We start from the raw sequence: 16748 nt of genomic DNA, 5'->3' as shown, positions 1-16748 counted from the left end.
CGGACATTCAATCCCCCTAGTTCTGGAAAACGGTGATCAGATGGGATTGACGATCAGCAGACCGGACGAGATCACACCGTCGATCACGCCAGGACCGAAGCCAGCCGTCAGCGCCATCGCAACAGCAACCACGGCTGCGATGACAGATTGCTTGATGACGCCGACACCCAGGCCGACCAACAGCGCGGACACGCCGAGGGTCTTACCCAGCGTGCCGTTTGCCCAACCGGTGATCTGGTCGTAGACCTGTGTGAATTCAGTACCGCCGCCGCCCGCATTGCTCACGAAAGAGCTGAAGAAGATGCCCAGACCAAGGGCGAGCATGATGAGCTTTTCGACCTTGGGGGTGTTACGGGCATTGCGGCCGAAGGCGAAGCCGAGTGCTTGTTGTGCAGCGGCGAAAGAAACGTGAGTCATGGCTTTCCTCTAGTTGATAAAAGTAAATTAACGGGGGGTGAATGCAGCGGGCATCCCTTGATGCCGCACTTCTTGTTCGCCATAGCTCCAGCGCTTTGGCGTAACCTCGGTGTAGACATAGGTGGCCCAATTGAGGTTGTCGGTGCTGTCAACCCATGGGGCTACCCATATCCGCATAACTTGGCTGGCTTCGCGAACTGGCCTGGCTGGAGGCTCAGCAGCGGTCAGCAGGTGCGATGAAGGAGCGAGCGTTGTCAGATCACGGGCCAGCTCTTCACTGGATTCCATCGAACGAAGTTGCCCGCCATCCTTGGCGCCGGTTTTCCACTCTTCAGGTGTCCGGCCATCACGGATCGCCTTCGGCGTGTTGTGTGTTGCCCGGTACACCTCAAGCGGTGTTGGGCAACTCGTGTTGTTGTTGTCGCAAGCAAACTTCGACTCGGAAGCCGTGTTGAGTGCGCTTGCGCAACCTGTCAGAGAAAACACCACGGCAGCGGCAGCGCCGATCAGAGGGATACGGGAGATCAGTTTCATTTGGTTCACCATTGAGGCTTGTTGGAGCCAGAACCCTTTGGTGCGGGTCCGTTTACGCCGGGAATAGCAACTGGGACTTGATGAGCGCCCACGACAGTTGCGGGTTGAGCAGTGGCTCCAACCTGATTCGCAGCAGACGCGCCGGCAGCAATCTTGTTTGCCATGCTCTGAGCGTTTGCTTGGGCCTTAGGGGCAGCAACTTGGTCCTCGTCGTCGTTGTCGTGGCTGCTGCCACGAGCTGCGGAGCTGCCTGGCTTTGCTGGTGCATCCACATATCGTTCAAGCGACGTTGAACCCTTCAAGGGAAGGCTCATTCCACGCGTCACGATCACAGTGACCACTTGCCCCGCTTGCGTCTCGACGACAGGGAATGTCTCTTTGGCCATGTCCAGATAGAACCTGGCGATCATGTTTGTGGAAGACGAGATGCCACCAGCCAAGCCTGATTGACCGACGGAGGCGAGAGACTCGCTTTCGTAGATGTTGTTGCCCTGTGTAGGGTCAATGTTGAGGGTCGGAACACGCGACTTTGTGAGTGCTTGGCCGATACCACCCAGAGCGCCTGCAAGCAACGACTGGGCGATCATTTGTCCCTGCTTTGACACTAGTCGGCCAGGAACTCCCACCTTCCCGTCGGTGCCTACGATGTAGGCCTCCATCTTGGTATCGAACACCTTGCCGTCATGACGGACACAGGCAATGCTTTCGGTGCGAATCAATGCGCGCTCTGATGCAAGCTGGCCGAATCCCGCTCCCATTACGAAACATTCACGCACATCGATGGATGCGAAGTTGGGAAGCACGGCCTCCTTCTTCACTCGGATGAGCACTGGCGTTGGATTCTTCTGAGATACGCTCGACGTAGGGGCGTCCATGCCGTTCAGCAACACGCCCGGAAACATGGAACCGCCAGGTATGTAAGCGGCCTCGTTCTCACGCTTCTTCCGCGAATTTGCGCTTGCAGGAAGCGTGTTCAAACGCTGTTCCGCCTTTTGCTCGTCCATCTCTCCGCCTTCGCTAAGCAGACGAATCGTTGGACCAACGCTCGTTTCCGCCATGCTTGAGGTCGCTTCGTTTGCAGTAGGCGCACTTGTGGTAGCTGCCGGCATGGGCATGGGAGCAGCCATCGGAGGTGGTGGCGGCAGTGCTGGCGCTCTCGACGCGGGGGCATCGAATACGCTCGTATTTGCTTCGAGAGCTGGCACCACCGGTTCAGCAGGGCGTGAGGCGGCGGCGGTGTCTGTCGGGAGGCCTTCCGGGTTTCCTTTTTTCTCGTCGAAATTCTTGAATCGCTTCTCGAACTCCGCTCTCATTTCCTCCTGCACTTTGGTCATGGTGTCCATGCGAGCGCCAAATTGCTCAACACCTGTCACGCGCTGCGGGGTCACAACTGTCACCTCAGGCTTAGCCGCGCGCGGCGTGCGTGACGCCTTCTTTTCGGTCATGTTGGTGAGCAGGAAACTGACACCAAATACGAGAACGATGGCGCCGCCACCAAGCACCAGCCGACGAGTCTTCGGCTGAAGGTTGTTCAGCTTTTCGGTGATGCTCATTGGGCCTCCATTGCCATCGACGCGGCAGACTTCGGCTTGTCGGCCAAGATGAACACGTACCCTGACTGCTCAGGCTTGAGGGAAATTGCTGGGAAGAAGCTCACAGCCTTGATTCCCTTTCGGTAAAAGGCCGTTTCAGTGAGATCAACCTTCTCGGCCGACTTGTTGACGATCAGGTACCGATAGATGTCAACCGTTGAACCAGTGAATGCCACTTCTGGCGTCACATGCAAAGGGCCCATCTTTGCTACACCGCTCTCCAGCGGAACAGGATTGAAGCCTGTGACCTTGCCTCGCACGGCTTGTGACATCAGGGTCCGGATAAAGCCCGCGTAATCGCTTGCCCGCGGAGTCGATATCTCTGACTCCTCCTCCGTTGCGCCAGTGACATTCGCACTCGCGCGAAGGTCTTCGAGCTTCACGATCACGGATTGGCCTGGTATCGCGCCAGAAGGTATAGCGGTCAGGGAAATCGACTGAGAGGTGTTTGCCGAATCAACAATGAATAGTCCGATGGGCTGCTCACCGTTTGGCATGAAGTAGACGTCGCTGCCGACGACCTTCGCCATCGAATTAGACGTATCGATCACCACTGGCTTGGCAAAGGGCGTGGCGATGCGATTGAGCAGCTTGCTCGACATGCGAACGATTTCGTTCACGCCGTTTCGCGTGTGGATAACGAAGGGCTTCAAGCTCGGGTCGTCCTTCTTGAGTCCCGGCAGATTGATCTCACGTTGAATTGCATCGAGACCGACACCGCCCTCACGTTGCGCATCGGCAAGCGCTGCCAGGGGGTCCACTGGTGCTCTACCCAGCGGGCCCTTCGGCAAAATCACCGGAGGTGCAGCGCGGACTTGCTTGCTTTGCCCAGTGTTTGGACGTTCGACAAACCGGTTGGTGCCAGCTGGCAACTCTCCCGACGCAAGTCGGTTTGCGTCTTGCACAACGGCCGGGGCCAGTGGGGCGGACACGGGCTTTGAAAGCTCGGCATCTATCGCCGCCTTCGTTTGTGCAACTGCATCCCTTGCCTTTGCGGCATCGTCGTTGGCGAGTGCCGTGTTTGCCCCGGCACTGAGGGCGAATCCCCACAGGCAAGCCAGCGTCATCTTCATGGCGCGCATCAGTTCTGCTCCTTAATGAGTGTTTCGCCGGTAGCCGAATCAGTTGCTTGCACAGGCTGTTCCGAGACTTTTTGAGCCGCTTCTTGGATGGGAGCCGTAGCTGGCTTCATTGCATCGAGATCGAGAGCCTGGAGGGCATCCTCTTGCGGCTTACCGCCGTTTTTCTTGTACCGGCTAGGGGTCGCGTAGTCGGGTATGACACCGCCCTCACGGGAGCTGCGGTTCACGTGCCAGGCAACAGTTCGTGGAATGGTTCCCTCGTACGAGAGGAAGTGAGAAACCCATGGGCGCCCCTCACGGATCGAAATTCCCATTTCGTAGGTAACCTGCTTTTGGTACTTCTGAGCGCCCGATGTGGAGGTGATCAGGGTCCCTGAGACAAACACGCGGCTGGTGTCGGCTTCAAACTGAAGCGAGTTCGGCAGGAAACTGATGACGGAGCCTGAACCCTTGAAAACAGGGTCTTCCATGATCGTCATGAGCTGACGGCGGAAGTCGGTGTAGATCGAGGGGTCCATGAATGCGGACACCGAATCCAGCACGACTTGTGACGACTTCGGCTGGATGTTGCCGACCAAGGTGGCGATGTACATCCCAAAGCTCTTGATGTATTCCTTGTTGGCCGAATTCCACGCCACTTCGGCTTTCTGATCCAACATTGGTGGCACGAGCACAATTCGCTCGCGCTCGCCCGACATGACGGCAAAGGCGTACACCAGTGCGGCAACCAGCATTGCGTTTGAAACAACCAAGACCCTGGTCAGGGCTTGCAGCTCGCTCATGTTGCGCAGTGCGCTTTTGAAATTCATTCCGCCACCTCGCGCATTGCGCCACTGTCGAACCGCTTATTCATGCTCATCATTCCGGCCCACCAGGCCATATGAAAAAGCACTCCGTCCATGTGCGAATTCTTGAAACGGCCAAAAATCTTCACGAATGCATACGTGGCGAACATGCCCAACAACAGCTGATCCCACATAAACAGGACAACGAAGATGACTAAGGCGGGCAGAAACTCGTCTACTTCCCAAAGGAAGATCTGCATCTGGTCATCCACGTAATTTGGAATTGGTTTCTCGGTCATTTGCCCACCTTCACAAGCACGATACTGTTGGTTGATTGGTCGTATTTCGCGCCACCGAGAATGACATTCGAAGCGTTTAGCCCACGATCTTTAAGACGTGGAACTAATTCCTTCCAGGCCTGCATCATTTGATTTACTCGCTCTTCAGTCATTGGCCCATCATTCAAAAATTCAACGTAATATCGAGCCATGTCGTTAGTTTTGAATTTTTGCAATGCAATTTGACCTGCAACTGAAACAGAATTGGATGCAACATTGAAACTGTGAACTTCAACAATTGACTTCCCAGTTGCACCACGCATTGCATTCATATCTGCAGATGCGCCATCCAGTCGTTCGTGACTGCGCTGCAGCTTGCTCTTGGCCATATCGACTCCAGCTAGCCATACAACACGCTCTTCAGCAGTCAAACGGAGGTCTTTAGCGACGTCGGTAAGGACGATTTCGGTTTGTTCGGTTTGTCCAATAGCGCCATGGGAAAGAATTGCATCGCGCTCAACCCACATTGATTTCTTTTGCTGTGCTGGGACGTCGATGAATTGGGGAGCACAGCCGGTTGTTAGAACCGCCGCTGCTACCACCGCCAAAATTGCTGCTCTCACGTCCAAACCCCTTCATTGCTCTATGAGCGATGTAGAGATATTACGGGGCTCAACATGCGAAAAGGGGGGCGAAAAGCACGCTAAAAAGCGACGTTTCGCACCCCCCGAAGGTTTGGAAGTGTTTTCAGCCCAGTTTTGGGCTGGTTATGCAGGGCTACTGATTGATGATCACGTCTTGCTCAGCAATAGCACCCAGATCCGTGTCGACCGTCAGTCGGAGCCCGGTTAGTCGTGAAGTCCCAAGCCAGGCCTTGGGAATGGCGAATGATTTAGACGTGGATTTCTGGGCCACACCGTCCAGGTTGTAATTCCAAACCGTAGACCGCCAAACTCCGGCTTCGATCTCGCACTCAGGTGTCAGCAACATTCCACTGGTTGTGGTGGTTTGCTTGATAGTGCAATTCGGCTTGGGCGGTTCCTTCACATCGAGTGAAATCGTCTTTTCACCGTAGTTGCCCGCACGGGTGATAGTGCGAACCTGAACTTCATATTGGCCAGGCGTTTGGAAGGACACGTAGTGCCCCGAACCAGTGAATTCGCCGACTTTTGTGCCATTGATCAACACGTCGTTGCGCATGAATGAATCACCGCGCGGCATACCCACGATCTTGAGGCCCAGATAGTAAGAACCAGGCGCGAAATACTTGTCCAGGTACTTCGAAACGATGGAGGCTTGGGTCTCGACGCTGGCTGGCGGGAGTATGGTGAATTCGTCGGATGAGACATTCACCACATTCCCGCGCGTGTCCGATACCTGCAGAGCCAACTGATAAGTGCCGGTGGCGCCAATGTTTACAGTGCCGGCAACATCACTGCCGCTGCCCCGAGTCACCCCGGTTGGCAACGACCACGTGTATGTCAGTGGCTCACCGTTCAGCGACTTCAAATCAAATTCGGGAGTCTCTACGTAGTATTTAACGACCGCTGGCACATCCGTCGTTTGCGGAACCAGTTTGATCTTCCAGCTTGCTGGCCAGTTGTAAGCCCATGCCTTGATGGCAAGGGTGGCGACTGTAGTCTCGTCGGGGTAGCCCTTCACGTAGGTGTAGTAGCTCAGCACCTTGTCCGTTGGTGCAGGTGTGTAGCTCAGCTCTGTGCCGTCGACGCGAGTGCCGTCTGGGAGGAGCCAATAGCCGAGCACCTCGTACGACTTGGTTGAGGTTGTCGGGACAACGTCATTGATGGTGGCAGAGTAGACGTAGCTCTTTCCAGCCTCAACGTACGTTGGTCCGCGCAGTGATGCTCGCGCCACGAGAGGATTCACCGCCTTCAACCCGATTGTCTTGATGACGTTGGCGGATGGGTTGTCTGGCGCCTTTGCGGATCTGCCGATGACTTCAATGGCGTAGTTTTTGATTTCCGTTGGGGTGAAAGTCAGTGTGTCCGAGTTCTCTCCCGTGACATTCGTGAAGCCGCCGGTTGTGACGATCCGCCATTGATACGCTGCATCGAAGCCCTCTTCCGCTTTCACCTTCAACTCCACGGGTTGCCCAACGAGCACGACCCCAGGAGCTGTGACACTGAACGTTGGCACTTCAAACGCCGTGAGAGTCAGTGGCTCCGTCTGAAACTCGGCACCTGAATATTTGTTGACGAGCACGGCGCGATAGGTCGCCGTTCCCACGTTCTCCAGCCGCGCTGTGAAGTTTATGCCTGTCTGCTCGATTTGCTCTGTGCGCATAACCCGACGCCACGTTCCGTCAGTGTTTTGGATCTCCCAGGCAACGGCTTTGACATTGGCGAGCATTTTTGCGTTCTTGACGTTCGCATTGAGCGTCTGAACAAAAGGCGCTTTGCCGCTCAACACGCGGGCGCTGAGAGAGGCCTCAATCACATCGCCAGCCGCCGTGATGAGCGCGCGAGTCTTTGATACCACTGAGCTATTTAAAACCAGCCCGTCGCTGACCATCTTCGCTTCAGCAACGATGAATCGCGTGCCTGCTGACAAGCGGCCCATGTTGACAGTGAAGGCCCCTTGATCGTCAAGCATCACAGGCGAAGACAAGGCCGTGTTGGACTTTTCATCCTTGATGACGATTTGCCACTGACCCATAGACTCTCGCTCGAAGACGATGTTTTGCCCACGAGCGATGCCCACGATGCCATTGATGACAGTGTCAGCCTGATCGTGGGAGACAAAGTTCTTTTCGAAGTCGACCAATGGACCTTGGGGGACCCCAATAAAGTCGAAGACCTGTTCTGTCTTGAACTCTGGTGCGCGCCTGTACCAGGACTCGACTTTCACTTTGTTTTCAGCCCAAGGAGTATCCGTCTGCATCAACAACGTGACGTTCGACTCTGGTATCGAGCTGGTGACCTCCTTCACCAGATCTCCAGGGTAGGTCACACGAGTCACTACTTCGCGATGCCCAGCTTTGACGTTGACCACGCCCGCAGCGCGTGCTTGAGCCTTGTCCACAGTTGCAAAATACTTACCCGGGAACTGCGACGTGTTCTTTGCATAGAAGGTGTCCAGCAGCTTGTCATTCTTGAACGAAAGCGCAATTGGCGCCGGAGTCGTGCCCACAATGTTCACGGCGCCATGGCCTGACTTCGCTGGGTAGAAGGCTGTCTGTCGGGTTGCAGGATCGGTATAAACAATCCCAGGGGTGAACGTGATGGTGTTGTCGCCAACTGTCGGCACCGAACCGCGCAATGCGTTTGATGCATAGGGGTTGTACTTCATGCCCTCAGGGAGCGCGCCGAACTGAATTGCACAGTTCACTCCGATGGTTTGGGAGAGCATGTACCCCGGCCGAATTGTGCTCAGGTTGCTGCAGGTTTCAGTGCTGCCGTTTTCAAGCTTTGCCTGCACGTCCGCGTCTTGGACTTTGATGGCGGCGGTGGGTAACGACTGGGAGACGACAATCTTTTTGGCTGGGTTCCACGTGGCTGTTTTGAGGAGGATGTTGGGTGCATCAGGTAGGTTCACCCACAGCTTCACGTCGCGCGCAACTTCGGTTTCGGTGGTGTCCTTGACAACAATCGGGAAGGTCCCAGCCAGGTTGGCTTGACGGCCGAGATCGAATGCCGAGTCTTTGGAGACGGCTTGCCCATTCACCGAGAGACCATCAGCGGATGCCGAGTCAACCACCACTGGGAGAGCAGCGACATCCATTGCGCGATTGTTCAGCGGACTCGACGGGGTCAAACGGCTGCTCATTCCCGGAAAGGCTTCAACGATTGGCAGCGAAATGTCCGCTTTTAGTACCGGGCGCTTGTAGCTGAATGCCACTGACCGTGAGGCTGTGTTGGAGCCTGCAACAACCTCGGCCTTGATCTCCATGGGGCCGTCACGCAATGGAGGGTATCCGACGGCCTGGATCGCGCCACCAATGCTCCGCACCATCTTGAGCGGCACCTCTGTTCCACCGCTGTGTACGAGCTTCAGTGGGCTTTGAGCGTCGGAGAGTACAAATCGCCCCTTTGCTTCCGCCCTATCGAGTGGAAGCGAAGTCATGATGCCCTGTCGCATTGAAAGGCGCACTTCTTGTATCGTGTACGGCCCCGCTGGCAGGGACGATGAGAACACCTGGGCTACGAATCCTGAGTTCAGCAGAGGATACTGAGCATCAGAGAAGTCACCTGTTATGTGGTCGGCAAGAATGTCAGGCCGAGATTCGATACGCTGAATGGGAATCTTGTAACTGATGAGGGTGTCATCGTTCTTCACCACGATAAAACCCCCTGCAGTCTCATTCGGCCGTTCAAGGGTCACCATGTCGAATGCATACCCTCTGATCGTCAAAATTCCGGTGGGCGTGATAGTAGGTGCCCCAGCGTCGCAAGTGTTGACGCCGTTGACTTCACATGCCGCAGATACAAGCGCCGCGTTGGCCGAGGGCGCAATGCTGCAGCACAGAGTAAGTACAGCAGCTACTGTTTCGCGCAGGATGGGTCTTTTGGTCATGGTGTAGTCCAGGAGGTTGTCACTTGCTTGCTACTTGCACTGGGGCGTGCTTTGCCAGGACTCGCTCCACCTTGCGGGCGTAAACAAGTCTTTTGTAATCCGTGGTGGCGTTGTAGGCCCCGATGGCTTTCCATGTGAAGCCATGGGAAGCAATGCTCTGGGCCAAGATCCAGGCACCCACATTGGTGTTGATGCAAGGGTCCGAGATGTTCTCTTTGGTGATCCCGTATGCAGCTAGCTTGGGAAGCCACCAGTCATTGACCTGCATGTGGCCATAGTCGTAGGAACCGCCCTTGTTGCGGTTCACGGCATTTGGGTTGCCGTTTGACTCGACTGTCGATATCGCCTTGAGAAGTTCTACAGGGACTTGGTACCGTTTTGCAGCGTCTTCGAAGCAAGCTGCGTGGGCCTGCAAAGCGAGAGCGAAAAAGAACGTGACGATCCAATGTTTCATAGCATTCAATGCTACGAAGCCGCACCCCGCCAACCACCCCTGAAAAGCACGCCTTTTGCGCGCTTTACGAATATCGTGGCCTCTTCAGGCGGCTGCAGCCATCAACTGGCGGTTCCTGGCAGTCACACCCGGAGGAGTCAGCGCTGGGTGAACTTCGTCCTCTTTCAGCACGTCACACCAGTACCCCTGAAGCTCAGTTGCTCCGCATTTCGCGGCCTGATGTGCTAGGTCAGGAGACTCAATTTGCTCAGCGACGACGATGGATTTGGTACCGAAACTGGTGATGAAGTCCAGACCAGACACGCTGTTTGCTTTCAGCACTTCAGGGCGAAGAACCTCTATCAGACTGGCCTCCAAATCCGTGCCTTCAACGTCGTCCAATGCCACTGCGCCGCCCAGGCCTCTGATGCCAGCACAGATACCCTGTATCTGATCTAACGTCCGTGGATGTTTCAGTGCCTCATTGCGCTCGACGATCTCGATGACCATGCCGCGGCACACGTTCTCAGCCATCGCCACCACCCAATCAATGTTGAGCATGGACGACAGCTCTACGTTGCAGTGAACCCGCATGTTCATGTTGTAGAACTTGCAGAGTGCTCTAGCCGCCTTGACCGCTGCAATGTCGACCTCCAGCATTTTTGCCTTATCGCTGAAGTCGATACGGTGCCGAAAAAGGAGTTCGAAGCCCTCAATGCGATGAGAACCGCAGGCAAGCATTGGCTGGGCCCTGAAGTTCGCGAGGATGCCTGGCGAGCGAATTACAGACGTTTCTGAAGGTTTGCAACCCATAGCCACCACGCAAAAGATAGACCGACAATTGCAAAAGGGGCCACCCACGTCGAGACGTAGATCGGCGCGAACAGCCAAGCCACAAGCAGCGCCGCCACTAGCTTGGCCAGGTCCACCCCGCGCTTGTGAAGCATGGGGCTCTGTGAGGTGAATGAGGCTTTTGATATCTGCCGCCGAAAATGGCCGTCGCTCATTGCTGCAAACATGCAGGGCAAAGCGAAGATCGTCCACATGGCCAGCATTCCACACCGGTAGAGAATGACGTGAGCCCAGACCGTGCCAGCGTAGGCGCGGGTCATAACCCACCGGTCAATCTTTTCGTTACCGCTCAGCTCCGAGCTAACAAACGCGGCCGTGACCTCTTTATTTATGGCTTCGAGTACATCGAAGATCTGATTCATCACCCACTGGTGAGTGTCCGTGCCGAGCCAAGATACGAGCTGTCTCTGCTCGGCATCCCGCACTGCATTGAAGACAGGCAACGGGACCAGCAACATCACTGCGAACGCGCCAAATATGACGATCACCAGCATCACCGATGCCAGCGAGTGCTTTTTTTCCTTCTGTTGTGCGGCCATTCCCTATCCCCCGAACATCGACCAGAAGGACGGCTTCTGCGTTTTCGGCAATGGGCCATCGGTGATGAGGATGGGAATCCGCGCTTTGAACGTTCGACCACCGGACATACGCGCATAGAAGTGCAGCGGAGGAAGCTCACTCAGAATCGCAGGGGGTATCAGGTCTGCTTCTTCTGCGGTCGACTGCTCTTTGTAAGAAGCGTCGTAATTTGCGCTGGCGTCGGCCGCTACGTTGTGGCCGTAGCTCACTGACATTGACTGGGCTTTGATCTTCGGGATGCCATCGGCGAAGAATTGCTGGGTCCGCGTGTCCTGAACACGCAGAGCGATCTTGTTGTTCGTGTTGGCGAGCACCTGCAGAGCCTTGTTCTCATCGCCAAGACGAGCAGAAAAGTCGGCGAACGTTTGTGTCGCGATGGTCAGTCTAAAACCAGCGCCTCGACCCTTGTTCAACAGTTGAATCGTGGGCGTGTTGATCACCTCGGCGGCCTCATCAACAAACACGGCGATTGGTTTGCGCTTGCCCTCACCGTAGTTATAGAGGTCACCCGCCACCGCGGTCATATCCGCCAGCATCACCGATCCAATGGCGCTGCCCACGGTAGGGTCCGCCAGGGAGTCCAGGCCCATGTACAGCACCATGTCGTTCCGTATCACTCTCGACATGTCGAGAACAATCTTCCCGTTGGCATTTTCGGGATCTGGAGAAAGCAACTCCGCCAGCGGGTCCGCCGTCAGCATCGACAAAATTGGGATCAGTGACGCGACCATCTTCTGGAAATGCTCGCGGTTGTGCTCATAGGTCGAAATCAGACCTTGCAGGTCAACATTCGGCCACTCGTGGATGACCACTTCTTTGTAGTATTGGATGTACGCCATGAGCAAAGCCTCTTGGCCCTTGGCTTTGCCCTTCGCCTGGTTCTGCTTCACATACGAAGCGACCCCCTCCTCCCAGTTCTTGACCTTCTGTCGAAAGTGCATCTGAAGGCCCTTGACGAGCAAGTCGTCGGGTCCGCCTTCGATGTACCGACGCAAACTCACCAGGTTGGGACGGGCACCGGTGGCAATCAGCCCAGCGCAAATGTCCTGAAGAACTTTCCAGCCGAAAGCCACAAACGCGTCAGCTCCAGTTTCAGAAGGGATCAGGGCAGCGACGCGCGAAGCCAGTTCGGTTTTACGGTTCCAGTTCCGCAGCGGATCTAGGCAGGCCGACTTCTCTGGATGGGCAGGATTGAAATAGACAAACCTGTCGGGTTGCCCCATCGATTCACAGATGCGGCGAGCGTTGTCGGCTAGGCCTTGGTCCCCTTTGGGGTCGATGATGATGACTGGCTCGCCTCGGAGGATGGCCTGACCAATCATCAGGTCAAATAAGCGGGTCTTCCCAACCCCAGTTGATCCAACGATCAGCGTGTGTCCTTCAAGCAGCTCCAAAGAAGCGCTGACGTCTGCTTCTTTCTGCAGTCCGTGAAGCCAGTAGCTGCCATCCTTGCTGGTGGCTTCTTTGCCCAGTGTTTTAGCAACGCCGCTCGCAATGAGTGCGTGCATTCGCTGGGACTCGATATCAGTCCATTGGAAGCCGTGACCAAGCCAAAGCTCTTTGTTTTTGATCGAGTTCTTCGATGCCTTCTTCAGGCCCTCAATATCGATGAACGTTTTGCCAGTAATGTTGGTCCGGGCCTTGTCGCTATACCGCGCCCAAGCCTTTGACAACCTCAGTAAAGCCATGCCACCGCACCCGAACGCAGCCACCGCGGCAAATGTTGTGGGGAGCGGCGTGTATGTCACGGATGCAATGCAAACTGCGAAAGCGCCAAACCAGCCTAAGGCCTGGCCCGCCTCATAGTTGGGGCGCCAAGGGTTGTCGAAATCAAAAAGGTGCTCAGCCACGCGTGACCTCTTTAATGAGGAGCGGACATGGCAATTGCCCCATTTCCGCCTGGTGCCGCTTCAGCCGTCAACGTGGCGAAAAGGCCGGTAACTTTCACCGCGATGTGGTCAAGCGTGAGTGGGCCCGGATGAGGTTGCCCCTCGTCATCGTGAGAGAGCTGTGTAGTCAGAAGCCTCTTTATCTTTTCGTACCTAGGGTGAGCAGGGCTCACGAGCACCCTCTCTAAGCGTTGACCTCCGTAGAGCGCGGCTCGGCTTTTCCAGCTCGTCACGTTTTTTCCCGGGAAGCGTGTCGCAACAATCCGTGGCGCTCCACTCCCGAGCACGAACACCATGATGTAGCCGCCGACCTGCGCAGATGCATCTGGCACCACTGCACTGACCATTTCAGGCTTTCCGTCATACAACCACACGCGCATCTCCTGATCCAATTGTTGCGATTGAGAATAGCAACTGGAATATGGCCAAACACACTTGAAAAACGCGTGTTTTGCGAGCTTTTCAATGTTTTTGCCCAGGAGGCGGTTCGAATCAGTCCATCCAGGTCATTCCTGCGTCCCGAAGAGCACCCAAAAAAAAAGGAGCCCAGAGGGCTCCCATGTCTGACCGGGGTGACTGTCACACCACCGCGTACTTCTCCAGCGATTCTCCGGCTGCAAGAACATCCAAGACCCATTTAGGTCGACGTCCAGGCCCCCCGCTCCACGTCTCGCCCTTCTCGTTTTTGTACTTGATCGTTCGCGTGTGCCGTTCGCGCCTTGGTGTCGAGCGGGGCATCAACTTGACGTCGGGAAACAGGTCCATCGGAGAGATCCCGTAGTCTGCGATTTGCGCTTTTATAGCGTCTATCACCATCGGCTTTTCTTTTTGGCGAGTTGCCTCCAAGGATTGCTCCAGCTCGGCAATTTTGGTTTTGATTTCCGAAACGGTGTTTGGCATGAATTAGCGATAGATTGAGCGAAATGATATTCGTTGGCAACTTTATACAATTCTATTGCAAATCTTTTTGCAATTCAACTAGGTGTGGCCTTACCTCCTACATACGCGTGAGCACTGTGCAAGGGATGCGGGCTACGCTGGTCCCTCTGATCTTGGCCTCTGTAGCTTTTAGCCAGCCGCCCGGTCCTTGTACGCGGTGTGCTCCTCCAAAAAAGGTCACCGCTGAGCCTCAGGCGTAGTCCGAAACTTGCTTTTAGCCTTAACGTGAGTTTTTTGCTTACTTTTCGAACCCCTTTTGGAGTAAACGGGTTCCTAGAATCTTGGCTTCACAACACGTTGGTGGGGCAGAGAACTGCAAACTCATTGCAACTGGAGGCGCCGTTGTGCCCCCCGTTACAAATTGCTCGTTGGTGGCTTTTTCGCCGTAGACAGGTGTTTTGCCCACCAGGGATTGTTTTTCTTGACACCCCTATCACCCATGCCCATAATTGCTCATCTTTTTGATGGGCTGCGCCATGACTTTGCGATCAACCTACTCTGACCCTTCGGGCCTTCAGTACCGTCTGCGAGCAGCTTCGGCCCTCCTGGGTATCACTGACAACACCACCAAGCGATACCTGGAGGAGTCACAGATACAAGTAAGGCGCGCGAACGATGATGGAACCAAGTCCGTAGCCGTTAGGTTGTTCGATCCGGATACCCTCTTCCAGATTGCCCAGTGGCGTCGGGAGAAGAACCTCATCAAGACTCCGCAGAATGGCCCGTATGTCATTACTGTGGACATTGTGAAGGGTGGGACCGGCAAGACGACGACTGCAGCAGAGATAACGCTCCACCTTCAACTGGCCGGGTTGCGTGTACTTGCTATCGACCTGGATGTGCAGGCCAATCTGACCCAGTACATGGGTTATGAGGCAGACCTCACAGAGAAGGATTTGGCCAGCTACGGGCTCAACCTCGACGCCATCGTTGGGCAAACTTTTGCGCATGTCGTTTGCCCGTTTTTGAATCGAGCACCTGGCGAATCGGTCGGTAGTTTGATCAAGATGCCCTTTGGCAAGAACGGGCCTCACCTGATTGCTGCGGATGCCAACTTGGGTGATATCGAGTTCGCGCTAAGTACAGCAAAAGGGAGCCGCGAGATGGCTCTGGACAAGCTCTTGAACTTGGCGAAAACGGGTCAGCTGCCTGGGTTCGACACAAGTAAATACGACGTAATTGTTTTCGATTGCCCGCCAAACGTTTCGATGACAAGCACAGCGGCCCTTGCAGCTGCAGACATCGTCGTTGCACCGGTTCGCCTTGACGCTTTTGCAGTTAAGGGGCTTTCGCGCGTGATTGAGGAGCTAAAGCTACTGCGCGAGACTTACAAAGGCGCAATTCACAGCGAATTGGTAATACTCGCAACCCACTTTGCCGCACAGTTGTCGCGGATTCAACGCATGAATCAGGCACTTCAGCAGTATGAAAAGCAGGTAGCTCCGGTCTCGATTTCCGTATCAGAAGAGTTCCCAAAATCTCTGGAGCGCTACATCCCGATGAGCCTGCAAAAGCCACTCAGCCAGGCAAGCAACGAATACAAGCTATTTACTGATCACTTGATTAAGCGGCTGCTTGCAATCGAGGAGAAAAGGTCGCAAGCAGTCGAGAAGGGGTCTCAATCATGAAGCGGAGAGGATTCGCGCCGGTGGAGGACGACAGCAAGTCCGCACCGCCAGCTGCGGCTAAAAGACCTAAAGTTGCGCCGTTCGTACCACCCTTGCGGTTGCCCGAGATAGTTGAGGACGGGGATGTTGTATCTCGTCCTGAAGGTGCTTCTTCTGCGGTCGAACTTGATAGTTCGACCGTGCATGCCCCTGAGAAGCACGATGGGGCATTATCTGTCCCGGCAGGTCTTGTGATGGTCCAGGAAACATTCTGGATCGATGTGTTCGCCATAGACGAAAACGCCTTTCCCCCGCGTAATCAATACAACGATAGCGCAATTATGGAAATTGCGAACTCGATTCATGCGAATGGGCAGCGAGACGCAATTCACGTCATACCAAATCCGTCCAAACCCGGTCGTTTCATCATTGGCGACGGGTGGACACGAGTACAGGCAATACGCGCCAGGGATCTCCAAGAACGCAAAGTCAAAGCGGTCATCCACTATGACCTCACTGAGCAACAGGCGGCTTGGCTCGGCTATGCAGAGAATGAGGAACGTCGTGCCCATAGCGACTACGACAGGGCTTTGTTCTTCAAGAAGTTCAGATCATCAGGATGGACATGGGATCAGATCGCTACCGAAACAGGCATTCCAATTGGCACCCTTTATCAGTACGGTGCTTACGATAGCCTGGACGTAGACCTCATTGATTTCGCGAAGCAGTACCCAGAGAAGGTCACCGTCAACGCTGTTTCGCACTTCAAGAGGCTCACTGATCTGAAAGGACGCGATTACGCACTGGAAGTTTGCAAAAATTTCGTAGAGGAAGACGAAACTTTTCGCTGGCTGAAGCAAAAGGTTGAGCTCGCGATTGGTTCGTCAGAAAAGAAGGCCGGACGCAAGAAGAGCCAAGTGAATTTCCAGCGCCGCTTTCCCAATGGCCATTTTCGTCTTCGCACGGATGGTCAAGTGGAAATTACAGGCACCATCTCTCCTGAGAGGCTTGAAGAGTTCAACGCGCTCATCGAGAAATCTTTGGCTCCGTTCTTTGTTGGCCAGGACGATGGTATTGAGCCATCAGCTCCTACCTCAAGCACTCAAGAATGACTTATTTGGGCTTAGCTCAGCAACTACACAAGGGACACTCGCTGTCCCTTGTTCTTTATGGGCGTACCAAAAAGTTCTTTTATGCAGAGACAGGGCCTTTTGCTTTGCCCCAACCA

15 protein-coding genes are annotated in these 16748 nt (G+C 55.0%); 2 read left to right on the top strand and 13 right to left on the bottom strand.

Annotated elements, in window-relative coordinates; all coding sequences use genetic code 11:
* Nucleotides 1-36: 36 nt before the first annotated feature.
* The 13 genes from traA to ACSQ3N_RS26690 form a co-directional block, all read right to left on the bottom strand.
* A complete protein-coding gene (traA, locus tag ACSQ3N_RS26750; RefSeq protein ID WP_436137167.1) occupies nucleotides 37-417 on the bottom strand; it encodes a TraA family conjugative transfer protein in 381 nt (126 codons plus the stop codon).
* Nucleotides 418-444: 27 nt separating this feature from the next.
* Nucleotides 445-951: a type IV conjugative transfer system lipoprotein TraV gene (traV, locus tag ACSQ3N_RS26745; RefSeq protein WP_436137166.1), complete on the bottom strand. Its 507-nt coding sequence runs from the start codon at nucleotides 949-951 to the stop codon at nucleotides 445-447.
* A gap of 5 nt (nucleotides 952-956) precedes the next feature.
* A complete protein-coding gene (locus tag ACSQ3N_RS26740) occupies nucleotides 957-2504 on the bottom strand; it encodes a TrbI/VirB10 family protein (protein WP_436137165.1) in 1548 nt (515 codons plus the stop codon).
* Nucleotides 2501-3625, bottom strand: a complete 1125-nt coding sequence (locus ACSQ3N_RS26735) for a hypothetical protein (protein WP_436137164.1) — start codon at nucleotides 3623-3625, stop codon at nucleotides 2501-2503. The genes ACSQ3N_RS26740 and ACSQ3N_RS26735 overlap by 4 nt, the downstream gene beginning before the upstream one ends.
* Nucleotides 3625-4434: a TraE/TraK family type IV conjugative transfer system protein gene (locus ACSQ3N_RS26730; RefSeq protein WP_436137163.1), complete on the bottom strand. Its 810-nt coding sequence runs from the start codon at nucleotides 4432-4434 to the stop codon at nucleotides 3625-3627. Before ACSQ3N_RS26730 ends, ACSQ3N_RS26735 begins: the two co-directional genes overlap by 1 nt.
* Nucleotides 4431-4709, bottom strand: coding sequence for a type IV conjugative transfer system protein TraL (gene traL / locus ACSQ3N_RS26725; RefSeq protein WP_436137162.1), 279 nt, complete (start codon nucleotides 4707-4709; stop codon nucleotides 4431-4433). Before traL ends, ACSQ3N_RS26730 begins: the two co-directional genes overlap by 4 nt.
* Entirely contained in the window at nucleotides 4706-5311 is a 606-nt protein-coding gene (locus ACSQ3N_RS26720; RefSeq protein WP_436137161.1) for a hypothetical protein, read from the bottom strand. The genes traL and ACSQ3N_RS26720 overlap by 4 nt, the downstream gene beginning before the upstream one ends.
* 154 nt (nucleotides 5312-5465) lie before the next feature.
* Nucleotides 5466-9221, bottom strand: a complete 3756-nt coding sequence (locus ACSQ3N_RS26715) for a hypothetical protein (RefSeq protein WP_436137160.1) — start codon at nucleotides 9219-9221, stop codon at nucleotides 5466-5468.
* Between the two features lie 19 nt (nucleotides 9222-9240).
* Nucleotides 9241-9675 (bottom strand): lytic transglycosylase domain-containing protein, encoded by a 435-nt coding sequence (locus ACSQ3N_RS26710; protein WP_436137159.1) that lies wholly within the window; start codon nucleotides 9673-9675, stop codon nucleotides 9241-9243.
* A gap of 84 nt (nucleotides 9676-9759) precedes the next feature.
* Nucleotides 9760-10395 carry an EAL domain protein gene (locus ACSQ3N_RS26705; protein ID WP_436137158.1) on the bottom strand — a complete coding sequence of 212 codons (636 nt, stop codon included), beginning with the start codon at nucleotides 10393-10395 and terminating at the stop codon, nucleotides 9760-9762.
* A 41-nt stretch (nucleotides 10396-10436) separates the two neighbouring features.
* Nucleotides 10437-11045 carry a DUF4400 domain-containing protein gene (locus tag ACSQ3N_RS26700; protein ID WP_436137157.1) on the bottom strand — a complete coding sequence of 203 codons (609 nt, stop codon included), beginning with the start codon at nucleotides 11043-11045 and terminating at the stop codon, nucleotides 10437-10439.
* A 3-nt stretch (nucleotides 11046-11048) separates the two neighbouring features.
* Nucleotides 11049-12935 carry a conjugative transfer system coupling protein TraD gene (gene traD / locus ACSQ3N_RS26695; RefSeq protein WP_436137156.1) on the bottom strand — a complete coding sequence of 629 codons (1887 nt, stop codon included), beginning with the start codon at nucleotides 12933-12935 and terminating at the stop codon, nucleotides 11049-11051.
* A gap of 618 nt (nucleotides 12936-13553) precedes the next feature.
* Nucleotides 13554-13874 (bottom strand): H-NS histone family protein, encoded by a 321-nt coding sequence (locus tag ACSQ3N_RS26690; protein ID WP_436137155.1) that lies wholly within the window; start codon nucleotides 13872-13874, stop codon nucleotides 13554-13556.
* A gap of 515 nt (nucleotides 13875-14389) precedes the next feature.
* On the opposite strand from ACSQ3N_RS26690, the gene ACSQ3N_RS26685 reads away from it, so the two are divergent.
* A complete protein-coding gene (locus ACSQ3N_RS26685) occupies nucleotides 14390-15541 on the top strand; it encodes a ParA family protein (RefSeq protein ID WP_436148024.1) in 1152 nt (383 codons plus the stop codon).
* A gap of 20 nt (nucleotides 15542-15561) precedes the next feature.
* Nucleotides 15562-16632, top strand: coding sequence for a ParB/RepB/Spo0J family partition protein (locus ACSQ3N_RS26680; RefSeq protein WP_436148023.1), 1071 nt, complete (start codon nucleotides 15562-15564; stop codon nucleotides 16630-16632).
* The last annotated feature ends 116 nt before the right edge of the window (nucleotides 16633-16748 follow it).

Source organism: Acidovorax sp. LjRoot194 (assembly GCF_964253015.1).
In the GTDB taxonomy this organism is placed as follows: Bacteria; Pseudomonadota; Gammaproteobacteria; order Burkholderiales; family Burkholderiaceae_C; genus Acidovorax.
Note: the sequence above shows the minus strand (reverse complement) of the source record. Positions and strands in the feature narration are given on the sequence as shown.

Bases quoted from the DNA above. Each gene is read 5' to 3' on its own strand.
- traA (WP_436137167.1), bottom strand. From the start codon at position 417: ATGACTCACGTTTCTTTCGCCGCTGCACAACAAGCACTCGGCTTCGCC.
- traV (WP_436137166.1), bottom strand. From the start codon at position 951: ATGAAACTGATCTCCCGTATCCCTCTGATCGGCGCTGCCGCTGCCGTG.
- ACSQ3N_RS26740 (WP_436137165.1), bottom strand. From the start codon at position 2,504: ATGAGCATCACCGAAAAGCTGAACAACCTTCAGCCGAAGACTCGTCGG.
- ACSQ3N_RS26735 (WP_436137164.1), bottom strand. From the start codon at position 3,625: ATGCGCGCCATGAAGATGACGCTGGCTTGCCTGTGGGGATTCGCCCTC.
- ACSQ3N_RS26730 (WP_436137163.1), bottom strand. From the start codon at position 4,434: ATGAATTTCAAAAGCGCACTGCGCAACATGAGCGAGCTGCAAGCCCTG.
- traL (WP_436137162.1), bottom strand. From the start codon at position 4,709: ATGACCGAGAAACCAATTCCAAATTACGTGGATGACCAGATGCAGATC.
- ACSQ3N_RS26715 (WP_436137160.1), bottom strand. From the start codon at position 9,221: ATGACCAAAAGACCCATCCTGCGCGAAACAGTAGCTGCTGTACTTACT.
- ACSQ3N_RS26710 (WP_436137159.1), bottom strand. From the start codon at position 9,675: ATGAAACATTGGATCGTCACGTTCTTTTTCGCTCTCGCTTTGCAGGCC.
- ACSQ3N_RS26705 (WP_436137158.1), bottom strand. From the start codon at position 10,395: ATGCTTGCCTGCGGTTCTCATCGCATTGAGGGCTTCGAACTCCTTTTT.
- ACSQ3N_RS26700 (WP_436137157.1), bottom strand. From the start codon at position 11,045: ATGGCCGCACAACAGAAGGAAAAAAAGCACTCGCTGGCATCGGTGATG.
- ACSQ3N_RS26690 (WP_436137155.1), bottom strand. From the start codon at position 13,874: ATGCCAAACACCGTTTCGGAAATCAAAACCAAAATTGCCGAGCTGGAG.
- ACSQ3N_RS26685 (WP_436148024.1), top strand. From the start codon at position 14,390: ATGACTTTGCGATCAACCTACTCTGACCCTTCGGGCCTTCAGTACCGT.